The organism is Mucilaginibacter sp. CAU 1740 (assembly GCF_039839285.1).
In the GTDB taxonomy this organism is placed as follows: Bacteria; Bacteroidota; Bacteroidia; order Sphingobacteriales; family Sphingobacteriaceae; genus Mucilaginibacter.
This window is the reverse complement of the sequence record NZ_JBDOQS010000021.1, coordinates 74,690-90,612: the sequence shown is the minus strand read 5'-3', so window position 1 is coordinate 90,612 and position 15,923 is coordinate 74,690. Positions and strand designations below refer to the sequence as shown.

The 15,923-nt window shown below is 44.0% G+C and carries 15 protein-coding genes; 11 read left to right on the top strand and 4 right to left on the bottom strand.

Annotation, left to right across the window (positions count from 1 at the left end):
- The first annotated feature begins 264 nt into the window (after window positions 1–264).
- From AAFN85_RS31085 to AAFN85_RS31060, 6 genes are all read left to right on the top strand, one after another.
- Window positions 265–660 (top strand): ACT domain-containing protein, encoded by a 396-nt coding sequence (locus tag AAFN85_RS31085; RefSeq protein WP_347531869.1) that lies wholly within the window; start codon window positions 265–267, stop codon window positions 658–660.
- A 190-nt stretch (window positions 661–850) separates the two neighbouring features.
- On the top strand, window positions 851–1,390 hold the full coding sequence (gene pyrR, locus AAFN85_RS31080) for a bifunctional pyr operon transcriptional regulator/uracil phosphoribosyltransferase PyrR (protein ID WP_347531868.1): 540 nt from the start codon (window positions 851–853) through the stop codon (window positions 1,388–1,390).
- A 74-nt stretch (window positions 1,391–1,464) separates the two neighbouring features.
- Window positions 1,465–1,836, top strand: coding sequence for a four helix bundle protein (locus tag AAFN85_RS31075; RefSeq protein ID WP_347531866.1), 372 nt, complete (start codon window positions 1,465–1,467; stop codon window positions 1,834–1,836).
- Between the two features lie 79 nt (window positions 1,837–1,915).
- A complete protein-coding gene (locus AAFN85_RS31070; protein WP_347531865.1) occupies window positions 1,916–2,848 on the top strand; it encodes an aspartate carbamoyltransferase catalytic subunit in 933 nt (310 codons plus the stop codon).
- A 15-nt stretch (window positions 2,849–2,863) separates the two neighbouring features.
- Window positions 2,864–3,403 (top strand): hypothetical protein, encoded by a 540-nt coding sequence (locus AAFN85_RS31065; RefSeq protein ID WP_347531864.1) that lies wholly within the window; start codon window positions 2,864–2,866, stop codon window positions 3,401–3,403.
- Window positions 3,404–3,413: 10 nt separating this feature from the next.
- A complete protein-coding gene (locus tag AAFN85_RS31060) occupies window positions 3,414–4,832 on the top strand; it encodes a serine hydrolase domain-containing protein (protein WP_347531863.1) in 1,419 nt (472 codons plus the stop codon).
- A gap of 274 nt (window positions 4,833–5,106) precedes the next feature.
- Here the strand turns inward: AAFN85_RS31060 and AAFN85_RS31055 are convergent, their stop codons facing one another.
- The 3 genes from AAFN85_RS31055 to AAFN85_RS31045 are packed head-to-tail and all read right to left on the bottom strand — an operon-like array spanning window position 5,107 to window position 10,900.
- Entirely contained in the window at window positions 5,107–6,240 is a 1,134-nt protein-coding gene (locus tag AAFN85_RS31055) for an efflux RND transporter periplasmic adaptor subunit (RefSeq protein WP_347531862.1), read from the bottom strand.
- Entirely contained in the window at window positions 6,227–9,478 is a 3,252-nt protein-coding gene (locus tag AAFN85_RS31050) for an efflux RND transporter permease subunit (RefSeq protein WP_347531861.1), read from the bottom strand. Before AAFN85_RS31050 ends, AAFN85_RS31055 begins: the two co-directional genes overlap by 14 nt.
- 18 nt (window positions 9,479–9,496) lie before the next feature.
- Window positions 9,497–10,900, bottom strand: coding sequence for a TolC family protein (locus AAFN85_RS31045; RefSeq protein WP_347531860.1), 1,404 nt, complete (start codon window positions 10,898–10,900; stop codon window positions 9,497–9,499).
- Window positions 10,901–10,990: 90 nt separating this feature from the next.
- On the opposite strand from AAFN85_RS31045, the gene AAFN85_RS31040 reads away from it, so the two are divergent.
- From AAFN85_RS31040 to AAFN85_RS31030, 3 genes are read left to right on the top strand one after another with little or no spacing between them, the layout of a single operon-like run.
- Window positions 10,991–11,941, top strand: coding sequence for a LysR family transcriptional regulator (locus AAFN85_RS31040; protein ID WP_347531859.1), 951 nt, complete (start codon window positions 10,991–10,993; stop codon window positions 11,939–11,941).
- The gene (locus AAFN85_RS31035) at window positions 11,895–13,145 is read left to right on the top strand and encodes a glycosyl hydrolase family 8 (RefSeq protein WP_347531858.1); all 1,251 of its coding nucleotides are present in this window, start codon (window positions 11,895–11,897) and stop codon (window positions 13,143–13,145) included. Before AAFN85_RS31040 ends, AAFN85_RS31035 begins: the two co-directional genes overlap by 47 nt.
- A 36-nt stretch (window positions 13,146–13,181) precedes the next feature.
- A complete protein-coding gene (locus AAFN85_RS31030) occupies window positions 13,182–13,349 on the top strand; it encodes a hypothetical protein (RefSeq protein WP_347531857.1) in 168 nt (55 codons plus the stop codon).
- A gap of 162 nt (window positions 13,350–13,511) precedes the next feature.
- On the opposite strand, the gene AAFN85_RS31025 is transcribed toward AAFN85_RS31030, so the two are convergent.
- Window positions 13,512–14,822 (bottom strand): NAD(P)/FAD-dependent oxidoreductase, encoded by a 1,311-nt coding sequence (locus AAFN85_RS31025; RefSeq protein ID WP_347531856.1) that lies wholly within the window; start codon window positions 14,820–14,822, stop codon window positions 13,512–13,514.
- 156 nt (window positions 14,823–14,978) lie between these two features.
- Here AAFN85_RS31025 and AAFN85_RS31020 point away from each other — a divergent pair, with 156 nt between their 5' ends.
- The gene (locus tag AAFN85_RS31020) at window positions 14,979–15,218 is read left to right on the top strand and encodes a hexameric tyrosine-coordinated heme protein (protein WP_347531855.1); all 240 of its coding nucleotides are present in this window, start codon (window positions 14,979–14,981) and stop codon (window positions 15,216–15,218) included.
- A 36-nt stretch (window positions 15,219–15,254) separates the two neighbouring features.
- On the top strand, window positions 15,255–15,902 hold the full coding sequence (locus tag AAFN85_RS31015) for a Crp/Fnr family transcriptional regulator (protein ID WP_347531854.1): 648 nt from the start codon (window positions 15,255–15,257) through the stop codon (window positions 15,900–15,902).
- Window positions 15,903–15,923 lie beyond the last annotated feature (21 nt).

Sequence of the window (15,923 nt, the reverse complement as noted above, 5' to 3'; positions counted from 1 at the left end):
GGCCACATCAGGGGATTAATGGTAAAAAGCCCATTGATATGGCTACCCTAAACAACAAAAATAATCCCTAATTCTGTTACCGAATTATCTAACCTTTACAATTGCGAGGTACGAAGCAATCGCACGGAAGCAAATCCGCCCTGTATAGCATGCGATTGCTTCGTACCTCGCAATGACATATTGGTGTTTTGCAGCGGGATGTTGGTACACATCCCGCTGCAATTAGTTTAGGCAAGCAGAGTATTAGTTTTTATATATTTGAAAATGCCTACAGGAGAAACCAACCTCAACACCCTGCTCAAAAACATGACTCCTGTACTTAATCCTGGTGATTATGTTTACTGCACAACTACATCAACAAACAATATCAACCTTAAAGATATCATTGCCTTTTTTAAAGAAGAAGAAGCCATAACCCTCATCCTTAAAAAAGAAACAGCCGATAAGCTAAGCCTTGAATACAGCTATATAGCCGCCTGGATCACGTTAACTATCCATTCATCGCTCGAGGCTACCGGACTTACAGCCGCGTTTGCCACCGCGCTGGCTAAAGAAAATATCAGTTGTAATGTAGTGGCTGCCTATTATCATGATCATATTTTTGTAGCGAAGAAGGACGCCGAAAAGGCGATGGCTGCTTTAAGAGCTCTCGCCGGGTGATGCCTAATTAACTTGCGCTCGTTTGCAACGAGCGCTTAATATGGTTTCGCGATTGTATCGCGCGGTTTGCGTTACAAACGCAAACCCAGCTACGCACTCGTTAAAAACGAGCGCGAGTTACTTTCCTATTCAAAACTCATCCGCCAAAACTGAAAACAAATTATTACTTTTGCCCAAATCCACCCATACGATGCAAAATCTGACACTGCTCGACGGACAAAAGTTTCAAATTACCATACAACGTTTATGTCGCCAATTAATTGAAAATCATAACGATTTTTCAAATACGGTATTAATTGGTATCCAGCCCCGTGGCATTTACTTAGCCAAACGTGTAGCTGAAGAATTAAGGCAGATCCTTCCCGATAAAAATATATTGCAAGGCGATTTGGATATCACCTTTTACCGTGATGATTTTCGCCGCCGCGAATCGCAGCTGTTACCAAATCAAACCAAGATAGATTTTATCATAGAAGGTAAAAAAGTGATCATGATGGACGATGTGCTTTGGACTGGCCGTACGATCCGCGCTGCTATGGATGCGTTACAAGCCTTCGGTCGCCCGGAAAAAGTTGAGCTTTTGGCTTTGGTAGATAGAAGATATTCACGTCATATCCCGGTATCGGCAGACTATGTGGGGATTGAGGTTGACTCTATCGCATCGCAAAAAGTAGTAGTAAGCTGGAGAGACACTGACGGGGAGGACAAGATTGTTCTTGTTTCTGAGTGATTTCGGATTTCGGATGTTCGATTTCGGAATTATTTTGATTTTGAATTTACTGATTTTATGAAATTTTATTTGAAATGGATAAGGTTGAATTAAAAAAGAGGACTAAGAAATTCGCAACAGACATTATTAGGTTTGTTGAAGAGTTGCCTCGTTCACGTTCAATTGACATCTTAACTCATCAATTACTACGAAGCTCAACCTCCGTAGGTGCAAATTATCGATCCGCGTGCAGAGGAAAATCGACGGCTGATTTTATAAACAAAATAGTGATTGTAGAAGAAGAAGCTGATGAATCAATTTATTGGTTAGAATTGATTGAGGAGTCTGGTTTAGTTAATTCACCTACTTTGCCTGGCTTGAAAAAAGAGGCTAACGAACTCACTGCAATCTTTACTGCAATAGGTAAAACAGCGAAAGAAAATCAAAAATTAAATAATAAAAAATAAATAATTCCGAAATCGAACGTCCGAAATCCGAAATACAAAAATCCGAAATCGAACATCCGAAATCCGAAATCAAAATAACATGGCAGGACTGAGCACACGACACTTATTAGGTATTAAAGATTTAAACCGCGCAGATATTGAACTGATATTTGAAACTGCCGATACTTTTAAATCTGTTTTGAACAGGCCTATCAAAAAAGTGCCATCGTTGCGTGATGTAACCATCGCCAATATCTTCTTCGAAAACTCAACCCGTACCCGTTTATCATTCGAACTGGCTGAGAAAAGGTTATCGGCAGATGTGGTAAATTTCGCGGCCTCTTCATCATCAGTAAGCAAGGGCGAAACGCTGATAGATACCGTAAACAACATCCTTGCCATGAAAGTGGATATGGTGGTAATGCGCCACCCATATGCTGGTGCAGGTATCTTCCTTTCAAAACATGTAAAAGCACAAATAGTAAACGCCGGTGATGGCGCACACGAACATCCTACACAGGCTTTACTTGATGCATTCTCTATCCGTGAAAAATACGGCGACGTAGCCGGCAAAAAAGTAGTTATAGTGGGTGATATCCTGCACTCGCGCGTAGCATTGTCAAACATACTTTGCCTAAAACAGCTGGGCGCTGAGGTTATGGTTTGTGGTCCGACCACGTTGATCCCTAAATACATTGGCTCCTTAGGTGTAAAGGTTGAACATAATTTAAGAAAAGCCCTTAACTGGTGCGATGTAGCCAACATGCTTCGTATCCAGTTAGAACGCCAGGATATTAAATACTTCCCATCTTTAAGGGAGTACACCATGCTATTCGGCCTCAATAAAACGATATTGGATTCGTTGGATAAAGAGATCACCGTAATGCACCCTGGCCCGATAAACCGCGGTGTGGAGATCACCAGCGATGTAGCCGACAGCAAACAATCCATCATTCTTGATCAGGTTGAAAACGGTGTAGCTGTGCGCATGGCCGTACTATTTCTTTTAGCCGGGCAAACACCAACTATATAAAATTAACTTTCAGGTATGAACGCAAATCGATTCAAATCATATCTGAAAGTTAACTATAAGTGGTTTGTCATACTCATGGTTATTGCCCTGCTATTTGTATGGGGTGGGTATGGCCTGGCTTATTTAGTTTATTTCCCGGTTTCTCTCATCTTTGGGCATTACCGCTATCAATATAGCCGTGAAGAATTGGCCCGGTTGAAAGCCAAAGGACTCACCGAAGAAGATGTAGAAAACATTCGCTTTGTTAAGGAATGGGAAAATGCCCGCAAGCGCGGCATGTGGGATTACTGCATCATTAACGGCGGCTTTTTATATGGCTTAGCCATATCGATAGTAACAAGTACCATTATGTTGTTATGCACGGGTAAAGATATCCGGGATGGTATGGAGGTTTTCGGCGGCATGTTTAGTTTTATAGGCTATAACTATATCATCGGAGCAACTATCGGCGTTATTATTTTCCGCAGGGTTTGGAAACAGAACGAACGCAGGTTCCTGAACGTGACCGATCCTTTGGCAGGTAACTACCTTGCGGCGGATTTTAAAGATCTTTAAACACCATTTAATGAAGTTCAAACTTTGCTTAGCTATATTGCTATTTACATCGGGTATTACCTTTGGCCAAAGCCATCAACAGTTTAAAACCGATTCGGTATTCGCGTTGGTGAAAAACTTCTTTAATGCTAAGCAAGCTGATTCTATCTATACCCTTACCGGCCCTAATTTCAGGCATGCGGTAGGCAGCGGGCAGTTTCGTAGTTTGATGGAGCAGCAGGTGTTTCCATTAAACCAGATCAAAGGCTCTACGGTGATCAGCTTTGTGAATAACAAGGTTAGTACTTACAAACTGGTGTTTCAATCAGTAACGTTGCAACTGTTAATGAGTCTGGATGCCGGTAATAAGATCGAGCTTTTTTTGTTTCAGCCTTATAAAGAAGTTTCTGCTGATAAAACCACACAGGTAGCCACATCCAATAAAATGCTCAGCGATATGGATAAACAGGTTGATGAAATAGCCCGCCCTTATATTCAAAAGCTTAATACCGTTGGCTTGAGTATCGGCATATTAAAAAACGGGCAACTTTCCACTTATAATTATGGCGAAACCGCAAGGACTAATAATCAGTTGCCAACAGCTAATACCATATTCGAAATAGGATCAATCACCAAAACGTTTACCGCTACGTTGTTATCCTTTTACGCCAACGAAGGCAAGGTAAAACTAACCGACCCTATAACCAAATATCTGCCCGATTCTGTAAAAACAAATACCGCGCTTAACGGCATTACGTTGCTGCAATTAAGTAATCACACTTCCGGACTGGCGCGTATCCCCGAAAACTTGCAGTTTGATTCGGCAGGCGCGGCTAATCCATATAAAAACTACAATAAGCGATTGCTATATACCTATCTCAAAAAATGCAAACTCAACAGCAATCCCGGCGAGCAATATGCTTATTCAAATTTAGGAGTTGGTTTGTTGGGGACGATCCTATCTCAGGTTAGCGGCAAAACTTTCGACCAGATGGTGCAAGATGTTATTTGCACCCCGCTTGGGATGAAAAATACGGTCCAACATTTAAGCCCCCTGCAACAACCTAACTTTACCAAAGTGTACAGCCAATACGGGGATCAAACTGTAGCCTGGGAATTTAACGCTCTTGCTGCCTGCGGGGCGCTGCATTCAACTGTAAATGATTTGCTGATATATGCGAGGGCTAACATGAATGGAGGCGCAGACAAGCTTGCAAAGGCTTTTGTGCAAACGCATGAAGTTACTTATAGCAAGGATACCAAAATAGCGTTAGGTTGGCATATCATTGTTGTAGACGGGGTTGAATATATTTTTCATAATGGCGGCACCTATGGCAGCAGCAGCTTTTTAGCTTTTAATGCGGAGAAGAAGCTTGCTGTGGTGATATTATCAAATTCGGCAGAGAGTACGGATGCGATAGGGACGGGGTTGATTAAGAAGTTGCAGTAGGAGAGTTTTAATACTCCCTAAAACGGAATGTCATTTCGACGAACAGGGGTGCCTGAGTGGGAGGGTGAGGAGAAATCTTATACGCCCTGCTTTTACAGGATACATTAGCCGCTTGGCGTGGCGTACAAGATTTCTCTTTCGCCTCGGCGCTCCATCACGCCCGCTGCTCTATCGAAATGACAATTTTTTATTGATTAAACAAAAAAAGCCCGAAAGCTTTCGCTTCCGGGCTTCCATATCCCTTCACAAATCCTTGCTGAACCTAATCAGCCAATTAATTTTTAACTTTCAAATTCGATCCATTCCTGATCTCATCAGATGCTGCTTTAACCAGCTTATCTTCAGGTTTCAGGTCGCCGCCGAAAATTTCGACGCTATCGCCGCTGGTGAGGCCTTTTTTAACATCAACCCAAACAGCTTTGTTGTTAACAACCTTAATTACAAAAACCTTTTCGGTAGATGTGGCTACGGCTGTTTTAGGTACAACATAAGTGCTGTCGCCGTCTGGAAGTGGTACGCTAACTTCGGCAAACATGTGTGGCAACAGTTTTTTGCCTTTGTTGTATACGTCCATCTCCAGTCGTTCGGCGCGCAGTTTCTCATCCAATGCACCTGCTATACGTTTAACTTGTGCGGTGAATTTTTCGCTTGGTAAAGCTCTAACAGTAAAATTAACTTCGCTTTTATTGCTTAACGCTCCTGTGTAAATTTCTGGTACTGATACCACCAAACGCATCCTGTTTTGATCCTGTACGGTAAACAGCGGATCGGTAGTTTTACCGCCCGGGCCTACATAGGCACCCAGGTTAACATTACGACTGGTAACAACGCCATCAAAAGGGGCACGGATCTCAAGGTAAGCCAAGTTAGCCGATACCTCTTTCAAGCCGGATTTAGCGGCATCGATATTAGCCTGATCTGCATTCTTTTTAGCTTCGGCCTGCTCCAGGTCGTTTTGTGAAACGGTACCAGGGGTTTTGCTGGTGCTTACCAACCTATCGTAGGTGGCTTTGCTGGCAAAATAAACAGCCTCAAACTGTTTAATGCGCGATTGTGCCGCTGCCAGTTGTGAATTGATCTCCGGTGCTTCTAACACGGCCATTAGCTGACCTTGTTTAACTTCCGAACCTATATCAACCAAAAGCTTTTTTACATAGCTGTTGGTTTTGGCATATAGGTCTACCTGTTGGTATGGGATCAGCTCGCCAGGAATGGTGATGGCGCTGCTTAGCCTGCCTTTGGTTACGGGTACTGTTTGTACAGTAGGGGTTTCAACAGCATCCTGCTGTTCTTGTTCTTCCTGTTGCTCCTGTTTCTCTTTATCATCCGAGTGGCAGGCGCTCAGGGAACTTACTGCTAATGCCATAGCGGCAAGCAGTAATATCGATTTATTTTTAAGCTTGTTCATGATGGTGCAAAGGGACATAAAATTTACTTTCTTTATCTTCCGGGTCTAATGATACAGATTGGGTGCTGGAGTTGCCTTGTACCCAGGCAAAAACCAATGGCAATATCAGCAATGCTGCAAAGGTTGAAGCGATCAAACCGCCAATAACCGCGCGGCCTAACGGCGATGTTTGGTCACCGCCTTCGCCTAAGCCTGATGCCATCGGGATCATACCTACAACCATCGCCAAACTGGTCATCAAAATTGGGCGCAACCGCAGGGCTACTGCTTCGCGGGCCGCTTTTAATGCATCGCCATTGTGGCGGCGTAATTCCTCGGCATTGGTGATCAATAACACCGCGTTAGAGATGGATACACCTACCGACATGATCATACCCATGTACGATTGCAGGTTAAGCGTAGCACCGGTTATTTTAACCAGGAACAACGAGCCAAACAATACTGCCGGTACAGTTGATAATACAACCAGCGATATTTTGAACGACTGGAAGTTTGCTGCCAGCATCAGGAATATCACCAAAATAGCTACGATCAAACCACTTTGCAAGCTATCGAGCGTAGCGGTAAGCGTTTGGCTCATACCATGCATTTCAACAGTTAAACCACGCGGAGGGGCACCTAATTCGTCGAGGGCTTTTTGCACATCGTGAGTAGCGGTACCCAAATCCTTGTTATTGATGTTTGCTGTTACCGAAAGTGTAGGTACGGCACCAACGTTATCATCTTCGCCAAAGGTTGTACCTGTTTTAACATCGGCAACATCGCCAAGTACAGGGCGTGGCTGGTTGGCCAGTACCGGGATCTCTTTCACGTCGTTCAGACTAGACATCTGGTATTCCGGCACTTGCACCTGTACTAAGTAGCTTAGGTTCGATTTCTCGTCTATCCAGTTATTTTTCTCTGTAAACCTTGATGATGATGTTGAGGCGATCAACGAGCGGGAGATATCGTTCAAGCCCACACCCAATTGCGCCGCGCGCTGCCTGTCGATATTAATATCGATGGTAGGGTAGTTGAATGATTGACCTATCTGCACATCGCGCAAATATTTGATACTCTTTAATTTTTCGATGATCTTAAAGGCATACTCAACGTTTTGCTTTTTGTTTTTACCGGTAAGCGCAACCTCGATAGGAGTTGGCGAACCCTGGCTCAGGATTTTATCGGTAAGCTCGATAGGCTCGAACGAAAGCTTAACGCTTGGCAGTTTTTTAGCCATCTGGGTTCTGAATTTTTCTTTCAGCTCGTCGAGGTTTACCTTATAATCTTCAGTCAAGCTCACCTGCATTACCGATTCTTGCGGACCGGCCATGAACAGGTAGATTGGGTTGGTAGAGAACGATGACGGGTGCGAACCAACAAATGTTGAAGTGATAGCGATGTGGTTTTTACCAACAATATCACCTAAAATATGCTGTGCTTCAACCGCTATCAACTCGGTGCGTTCTAAACGGGTACCATCAGGTGCGCGTAACCTCACCTGGAAAGTGCCGGAGTTTACTTTAGGTAATACGTCGCGGCCAATAATGCTGAACAGCAATAATGCTAAACCAATAGCACCGATAACATATACCGATACGATGAGCGCGCGTTTAGGCAGCATGCGGTCCATCAGGCGCATAAAGCTATCCCTAAATTTATCAAACTTGGTTACTTTGTGGCCTTTATGCTCCAGTACAGCCTTCATGGCTTTTTCCTTTTGCTCCCATGGCTCGCCTTCATCTTCTAAAGCGAAACCATCTTTATGGCTATGGTCTTCATGTTTGTTAACCATTATCCAGTTGGCCATGATAGGTACAAAGGTTTGCGCCAGGAAGTATGATATGATCATAGAGAAACCAATGGCTAAAGCCAAAGGAAGGAACAGCGCGCCCGGGATACCTGTCATGGTAAAGGCTGGTGCAAATACCGCCAGGATACAAAACAGGATCAGTAATTTAGGGAACGCGATCTCCTTACAGGCATCCCAGATAGCCAAAGCTTTAGGCTTGCCCATATCAAAGTGCTGGTGAATATTCTCGATAGTTACCGTCGACTCATCCACCAAAATACCAATAGCCAGCGAAAGCCCGCTCAGCGTCATGATGTTGATGGTTTGATGTGCCAGCGACAGGAAGAATATAGCCGAGATAATACTGGTTGGGATAGTAAGGATCACGATAAGTGCACCGCGCCTGTCGCCCAAAAACAGCAATACCATCAAACCTGTAAGCACGGCACCGATGGCACCCTCTTCGGCCAAACTTTTTACGGCGTTAATTACATATACCGATTGGTCGAACACGAAGGAAAGCTTCACATCCTCTGGCAATAAAGCCTGGAAGCGTGGGATGGCTTTTTTAAGGTTCTGAACCACATCCCAGGTAGAAGCAGTGGCCGATTTGGTAATAGGCAGATATACCGAACGTTTACCATTAATAAGGGCGTAACCGGCGGTGATATCGGCACCATCTTCAATAGTGGCTACATCTTTCATAAATACGGTTTGGATGCCGTTTTTATACAGTGGGATATCGCCAAAGTCCTGTACTTTTTTGATGGTGGTATTAGCCGGCGACAAATAGTTATAGTCGCCTATGCGAACGTTACCTGCCGGGGTGTTCTGGTTGTTTTCGCGCAGAGCGGCAACAATCTGATCGGGGGTTAAATTGTGCGAACGTAACAGGTTAGGATCTGCTTTGATCAGGATTGTACGTTGGTTACCACCAAAAGGAGCCGGAGCAACAAGGCCCGGAATTGAGGTAAACGATGAACGTACATAAACCAAAGCATAATCCAGCAATTCGTTATTGCTGCGGGTGGCGCTGCTTAACACTAACTGACCAACAGGCAGTGTTGAAGCATCAAAGCGCAAAATAAAGGGCGGCTGCGACCCTTGCGGGAAGCTGGCCTGGGCCCTGTTGGTATACGCCGTGACCTCCGCCGCGGCTTGGGCCATGTTTGTGCCCTCGTAAAAAGTAACTTTAATTAACGTTAAGCCCTGAATATTTTTCGTTTCGATACTTTTTACGCCCGATACGAAAAGCAACAGGTTAACATATTGCTTACCAAAGTAAGCCTCCATTTGGTTTGGGGTAAAACCGCCGTATGGGTGCGATACATATATAACCGGCAGGTTAAGATCGGGAAATATATCGATCTTGATGGTCCGTACCGCATTTATACCGAAGAAGAACAGCCCGGCTACTATAACCAATATGGTAATTGGTTTTTGCAGCGCCCCTTTTATCATTCCCATTGTATATGTGTGTAACTGTTAAAAATTATTGATGAATAACCCAAAATCGCCGCTCGATGCCGATTTAAACAGCAGCGCCTGCCATACGTTGTTCAGGGCTATATATTTATCAACTTCGGCCCGGTTAAGGGTATAAAGTGCCTGCGTAAAATCTACAATGTTTGATAGTCCGTTTTTATACAGGGTATATTTTTGAATGTAAGCGTTGTTGGCTGCCGATACTTCAACAGGTACTTCGTTTACGTTTTTTAAAGCATTGGCAATGCGTGTTTCGGCCAATGATTGCTGAGCTTTTAGTTGTTTATCAACCAACTCGTAATCATCTTTAAATTGTGCTGAGGTGAATTTTTGCGATTGCACCTGGTAGTGGGTACGGAAAACACTGGTAAAATTCCAGGTAACGCCTACACCAAACAGGTAATTGAAACGGGTAGGATCAACACCTGCGCCGTAGCTGCCGGTATAGCTATCCTGGTTAGTACCATAATCCGACTTAAAGCCAGAACCACGACCTTGATAAACACCAAACAAGCTAAAAGTAGGCATAGCGAATGTGCGGAGATATTTGGCCTGCTGATCGCTTACATTGATCCTGTTTTGATAAAACTTTAGGGTAGGGTGATCACTTTCGGCTACGGAACTTAACGCTTCCAGATTGTTAGGCTGTTTGGTGATAAAAGCGCTATCCAACTGAAACTCCTGGTGCGGTATGCCCAGGTAAATAGAAAGCTGGTTGCTTTGATCCTGAACGGTTTGCTGCGCGTTGGTTAAAGCTATTTTAGCGTTCGATACTTCGGCGTTAGCTAATGACGAATCTACTCCGGGGTTCAGTCCGTTCTTTACGCGTGCCACAACCACAGTTTGCAGTTGTTTGGCGCGGTTAAGGTTATCCTGTTGTGCTTTGGCAAGCTGTTGGGCTGCCAGCAGGTTAAGATAAGTAGCCGCTACGCGTACCTGGTGCTGAAATTGCTCCTGTGCCAGATCAGTTTCATCGCGAGATACGATGGTTTTTTGTACGCCGATACGCTGTTTCGATCTGCCAAAGGCAAAAAAGTCCCAGCTAACGTTGGTTAAATACAGGGCGCCGAATGCGGCGTTCCAGTTTTGCTTGGCCAGAGTTGGGCCCGATGAAGATACCGACAGGCCGCGGTAACCATAAGATGGTCCGGTTTGGCCGTTCACTGTACCGTAGTCCTGCTGTGCGGAGAAATTTACATCCGGCAGGTACTCCGTTTTTGTTTCTTTGAGGTATGCCTTAGAGGCGTTAAGCTGGTTTGCCTTCGACTTGATGGACGCATAGTTAGCAAGGGCCATTTGTTCAGCATCCTTTATGGAAAGGACTTGTTGCTGAGCTTGTACGTGTAAGACATATAAAACACTCAAAAAAAACAGGAGTAATTTTTTTGAATTTGTGTTAAACATGAGGGTGTATTTTATACACAGCAAATGTATATCTATAGCATTCATGAAAAAAATGAATTAATTTTGTGCAAATCATTAGAAAAATTAATAATGAACATTGCGCTACATCATTTTAGGTTAGTAGATACCATATCAAGAGAGGGTTCGCTTACCAAAGCGGCTGCCTCTTTACACCTCACACAATCGGCCCTAAGCCACCAGTTAAAAGAGCTGGAAAAGGAACTGGATATTGAGGTGTTCCATCGCCAGGGAAAGAAGCTCCAGCTAACTGAAGTTGGCTATCGTTTTTTACGAAGTTCGGAAAAAATATTGGCCGAAATACGTACCCTCGAAGAAGATATTAACAACTATAAAAATGGCAAAACCGGCAAGCTCAATATCAGCATGCAATGCTATACCGCGTACCATTGGCTACCCGGTGTAATTAAGGATTTTAAGAGCCAATGGCCTGATATTAACATAAATATAGTTTCGGACGCAAGTCGCAGACCACTCGAATACCTTATGCGCGGTGACCTTGACCTCGGCATTGTTCGTACCCAAATGGTGAACACCCAAATAGTGTACGAACCCATTTTTGAAGACCGCCTGATCTGCATTTTGCCGGCCGATCATCCACTGGCAAAAAAGCCCATAATTGATATCTGCGACTTCCAGGATCAGGAGCTTATTTTGGCCCTTTACGACCCCTCATATCAGGAGACCCCGATCATCGAAACCCTCATCCAGGAGCAGCATGTAAAGCCCAAAACTTTGAGCCGGATCCACTACACGGATGCCACTATTGAGATGGTAAATGCAGGCCTCGGAATTAGCGTTATGGCCGACTGGATTGTTAAGCCATACCTGCCCGGTAAACACATTGTTACAAAGCCATTGCACCATAGTATAGCAAAACGTACCTGGTACGCCGCCACCTGCCGCGATACCCCGGTAATTCAAAACTTTTTGACCTGCCTCAAAAATCATTTTTGCAAAACCGAAATGCTGTGCAATGAATTTGACAATCTCGAAACTTACCAGGAACTGCGTGCGGGTTAGTATCGCGCTGGCTTTATTGTTGATGGCAAGCGGCCTCCGTGCGCAAACAGCATTGAGGCCGTTCCCGCAGCATGTTGCCTATACTGCTGGAACCATCAAGCCCAATCATCTGACTCAAAAACAGTTGGATACGCAGGTTGAGTTGTTTTACAGCCAGTGGAAAGCGCGCTACATAAAGCCAAGTTGTGATAAACATCAGTTTTATGTTTGGTTCGAAAAACCGGGCAAAGAATGCGTATCCGAAGGGCAGGGTTACGGCATGATCATTACCGTGCTGATGGCCGGTTATGATAAACAGGCCAAAGCCATTTACGATGGATTGTACAATTATTACAAAGCGCATCCCGCAAGCCGATCATCCTATTTGATGGCCTGGGCGCAAGGCAAAAATTGCAAAAGCCTTGACGGAAGTGCTGCCACCGATGGTGATATGGATATAGCATATTCGCTGCTATTAGCCAATAAACAATGGGGAAGCAAGGGCGGTATCAACTACCTGCAGGAGGCTAAAAAACTATTAGCCGCCATTATGCGGTATGAGATAAACCAGGTTAGCTATTCTGTATTGCTGAGCGATGGCAGCGAGGGCGATAGCAAGGATTATTACGATATGCGCTCATCCGATTTTATGCCCGCCAATTTTAAGGCTTTTGAAGGTGTGATAAGAACCGGCAAATGGCAAAAGGTGATAGATAACAACTATGTGCTTTTCAATGCTCTCCAAAAAAACTATAGTCCCGATGCCGGTTTGGTGCCTGATTTTATACAAGGAATTAACAAGAAAGCCCACCCCGCCAAACCAAACTATCTTGAATCTAAATATGATGGTTATTACAACTACAATGCCTGCCGTGTGCCGTGGCGTGTAGGCACCGATTATTTATTGTATGGCGATAAACGCGCTAAGCTATTTGTTAATAAGATAAACCATTGGATAAAGGAAACTACAGAGGGCAACCCGGATAATATTTCGGCAGGATACACGCTTGAGGGAAATGATATCAAAGGGAGGTATTTTGAAGCTTTGAGTTTTATTGCGCCTTTTACAGTGGCTGCTATGGTTGATAAAGGCAATCAGCAATGGTTAAATAAACTTTGGGATTACCAGGTAGCTTTTAAGCTGAAGGATTACGATTATTATGATAACAGTATTAAAATGCTGAATATGATCATTGTAAGCGGGAATTATTGGAAGGTAGAATAGATATTTTAAATGGACTATTGTAGCTTTAAATTTATCATGGAAACAGAAGAAATTGACAGATTACAGGAATCTATTAATCAAGGCTTAGAAGATGTTAAGAATGGTCGTGTTACTCCTAATGAAGTAGTAATGGAGGAGATTAAAAGAAAATATATTTATGAGCGTTCTGAAAAAGCCGGGGAGGAAAATAAAAAACAAAGCTGAGATTAGCACGCAAAGGCGCTAAGACGCAAAGTTTTGGGTAGATAGTTGAATGTATGTCGCTGACTTTTAAGCACGCAAAAGCGGGCTAAGGCGCAAAGTTTTCGAATAATATAGCAAAGGCGATAAGAAAAGCTTCGTGGCTTTGCGCCTTTGCGTGAAATCTTACTTATACTCCAACAACATCTCCGCGGCCCTCAACCCACTCGTCAACGCCGCCTCAACAGTTCCCATCGCTGTTCCCTCATACAAATATTCCCCAGCAAAAAATAGCGTATCACCTATCGGGTGACTTAATATTTTCCTTGCCTCGGCAGTTTCTACGGTATCATAGCTGTATGATCCCCTGCAAAACGGATCGGCCGTCCAGTTCATTACATTCCAGGTGAGGAGTTTTTCTTTTAATATCCCAATATCTACCTTGAAAATATTGGAGATGGATTCGAGCGCCTGTATCAACATATCTTCATTGCTGGCATGCAAACGTTCAGCAGCGGGAGGGCCGCCGAGCCAGCCGGTAAGTAGGGGGCGGTGTACTGGCATCTGTGTCCACCAAACTGGGATGGCTTCTTTCGAAAACAGGAAACCCATATCTTCCAGATCTGCACCGGTCATTTTCCTAACCTCGTCACTGTACCAGAATGCTTCATCAAATTCCAATAGTACTTTTATCACAGCTCCAAAACCAAGCGATTTTAGGGCATCGGTGTAATAATCAATAGGAGGATCGAAGCTGATGGTGGCTTTTAAGCCGGCTTCGGCTTGTAGCAACCCTAAAGGCATAGCAACCAATAATTGTTTAGCATGATAGGTTATGCCAATATCGGTGGTTACAGTTACGTGATGCTGGCCCCAATCTATGTCTTTCGCTATGGCATTCACAAAAATATGACCGCCGGCCTGTTTAAACTCATCGGCCAGGTAATTGATCAATTCGCGGTAGCCGCCTTCTATGCGGTATTGAGCATCCTCATGTTCATTTTGCCATTCTTTACGGATAGAAAACGCGCTGGCTTTTTTGGGATCAGCATTATCATAACCCGAAACATACGCCCGTACCGATTGGCGGAGACCTTCATATTGTTCGCCGCTAAATTCCTGCTGCATAAAATCTTCCATGCTCATATCATGCTTTAGCTGCATGATGCTTTCAAAAAACTCATCCCAATGTTCAATAACATGGCCTTCGGCAATAAATTTTCCCTCATCATAGCGCCACATCGATGCTGAGGCCGGGCTGTATTTGATCCCCGCCTCGTTAAGCAAGGCCTGGGTAACGGGTAGATCGCCGTGAATAAATTCGGCACCGAGTTCGGCAGGTTGTAAAGAAGTGCCGTTTTCCAGCGTATGGATGCGGCCGCCAAGGCGTTCACGCGCTTCGAGCAATATTACTTTTTTACCGGTTTTGGTCAACGTTCTGGCAGCCATTAAACCGGCAGCACCCGCGCCTATAATAATGATATCTGTATTATCCATAATATGATGAGGTGGGTAATATAGGTAGATTTTTAAAGTGGTTGGCGTATCGCCTCATATCTTAAACAAAATTTAACGTCGTGGTGGCTATTGTAACATTGATCACCGTTTTGAGGAATGTTTTATGATTGTTTTGTACCGAACAAACCAATAGCTATGTCAGATACATTACAACTTGTGCCGGGTAATTCATTAATTACCGCCACGGCCGAAGAAGGCCGCCAGTTGGCCATTAAATTATCCCGATTGATCATCAAAGCTACACAACCCGATGCTGCGTTACGCGAAAGATTACGACCAATATATGCCGAAGACGCGGCCATGCTCATTGCCATTGGCCAAACTGTAGCAACCGAGTTTGCAACCATCGCGGCAGCAAATAATTATTGGCGGTAGGCTGGCCGGAGTAATTTTAGTTGGTGATATTTGGATATGGATAACGCTGAACTTGAATTGATAAATCATTGCTTAACATATCTTGGCAAGGATTTGCTGAGCGAGATAAGCGAATTTGGGAAACCACAATGGTTTAACCCCGAAGAGTTTATTGTTAAGGAAGGGCAAATAGTAAGGCATTTGCCCATTGTATTAAGCGGTACGGCTAAGGTGTATCTTAATGAGGCTGATATGCAGCTGTTATTATATTACATCTACCCCGGCGCCACCTGTATATTCAGTTTTGCGCATTTGTTTGGCGAAAAGCCGGTCGATTTTTCGGCAGTTGCTGAAGAAAAGAGCCTGCTTTTACTTTTGCCCATGCACAAAGTGCGTGAATGGTTGTTGCAATACCGGGTGCTGAGCGATATGATATTGACTGAATATCAAAAGCACTATGGAGATCTGCTCGAAACCACCCGGCAACTAATTTGTAATAACCTGGAAAGCCGTGTGCTTAGTTATCTCAATACAAAAGCAAACATTACCGGCGATATGCTGCTGGCTATTTCGCATCAAAATATCGCCAATGATATGGCTACATCGCGCGAAGTGATTTCAAGAGTGTTGAAGAAAATGGAGCGGGAAGGGAAGATCATTCAGCAGGGGAGGAAGATAAAACTATTGCCAAGTTTAGGGCTTTAAACAAAAGAGACCGCATGTTTG

Excerpts from the sequence above, each read along its gene's own strand:
- AAFN85_RS31035 (WP_347531858.1), top strand. The coding sequence starts at position 11,895 with ATGAATTTGACAATCTCGAAACTTACCAGGAACTGCGTGCGGGTTAGT.
- AAFN85_RS31015 (WP_347531854.1), top strand. The coding sequence starts at position 15,255 with ATGGATAACGCTGAACTTGAATTGATAAATCATTGCTTAACATATCTT.
- AAFN85_RS31040 (WP_347531859.1), top strand. The coding sequence starts at position 10,991 with ATGAACATTGCGCTACATCATTTTAGGTTAGTAGATACCATATCAAGA.
- AAFN85_RS31075 (WP_347531866.1), top strand. The coding sequence starts at position 1,465 with ATGGATAAGGTTGAATTAAAAAAGAGGACTAAGAAATTCGCAACAGAC.
- AAFN85_RS31060 (WP_347531863.1), top strand. The coding sequence starts at position 3,414 with ATGAAGTTCAAACTTTGCTTAGCTATATTGCTATTTACATCGGGTATT.
- AAFN85_RS31070 (WP_347531865.1), top strand. The coding sequence starts at position 1,916 with ATGGCAGGACTGAGCACACGACACTTATTAGGTATTAAAGATTTAAAC.
- pyrR (WP_347531868.1), top strand. The coding sequence starts at position 851 with ATGCAAAATCTGACACTGCTCGACGGACAAAAGTTTCAAATTACCATA.
- AAFN85_RS31050 (WP_347531861.1), bottom strand. The coding sequence starts at position 9,478 with ATGGGAATGATAAAAGGGGCGCTGCAAAAACCAATTACCATATTGGTT.
- AAFN85_RS31055 (WP_347531862.1), bottom strand. The coding sequence starts at position 6,240 with ATGAACAAGCTTAAAAATAAATCGATATTACTGCTTGCCGCTATGGCA.
- AAFN85_RS31045 (WP_347531860.1), bottom strand. The coding sequence starts at position 10,900 with ATGTTTAACACAAATTCAAAAAAATTACTCCTGTTTTTTTTGAGTGTT.
- AAFN85_RS31020 (WP_347531855.1), top strand. The coding sequence starts at position 14,979 with ATGTCAGATACATTACAACTTGTGCCGGGTAATTCATTAATTACCGCC.
- AAFN85_RS31085 (WP_347531869.1), top strand. The coding sequence starts at position 265 with ATGCCTACAGGAGAAACCAACCTCAACACCCTGCTCAAAAACATGACT.
- AAFN85_RS31065 (WP_347531864.1), top strand. The coding sequence starts at position 2,864 with ATGAACGCAAATCGATTCAAATCATATCTGAAAGTTAACTATAAGTGG.
- AAFN85_RS31030 (WP_347531857.1), top strand. The coding sequence starts at position 13,182 with ATGGAAACAGAAGAAATTGACAGATTACAGGAATCTATTAATCAAGGC.
- AAFN85_RS31025 (WP_347531856.1), bottom strand. The coding sequence starts at position 14,822 with ATGGATAATACAGATATCATTATTATAGGCGCGGGTGCTGCCGGTTTA.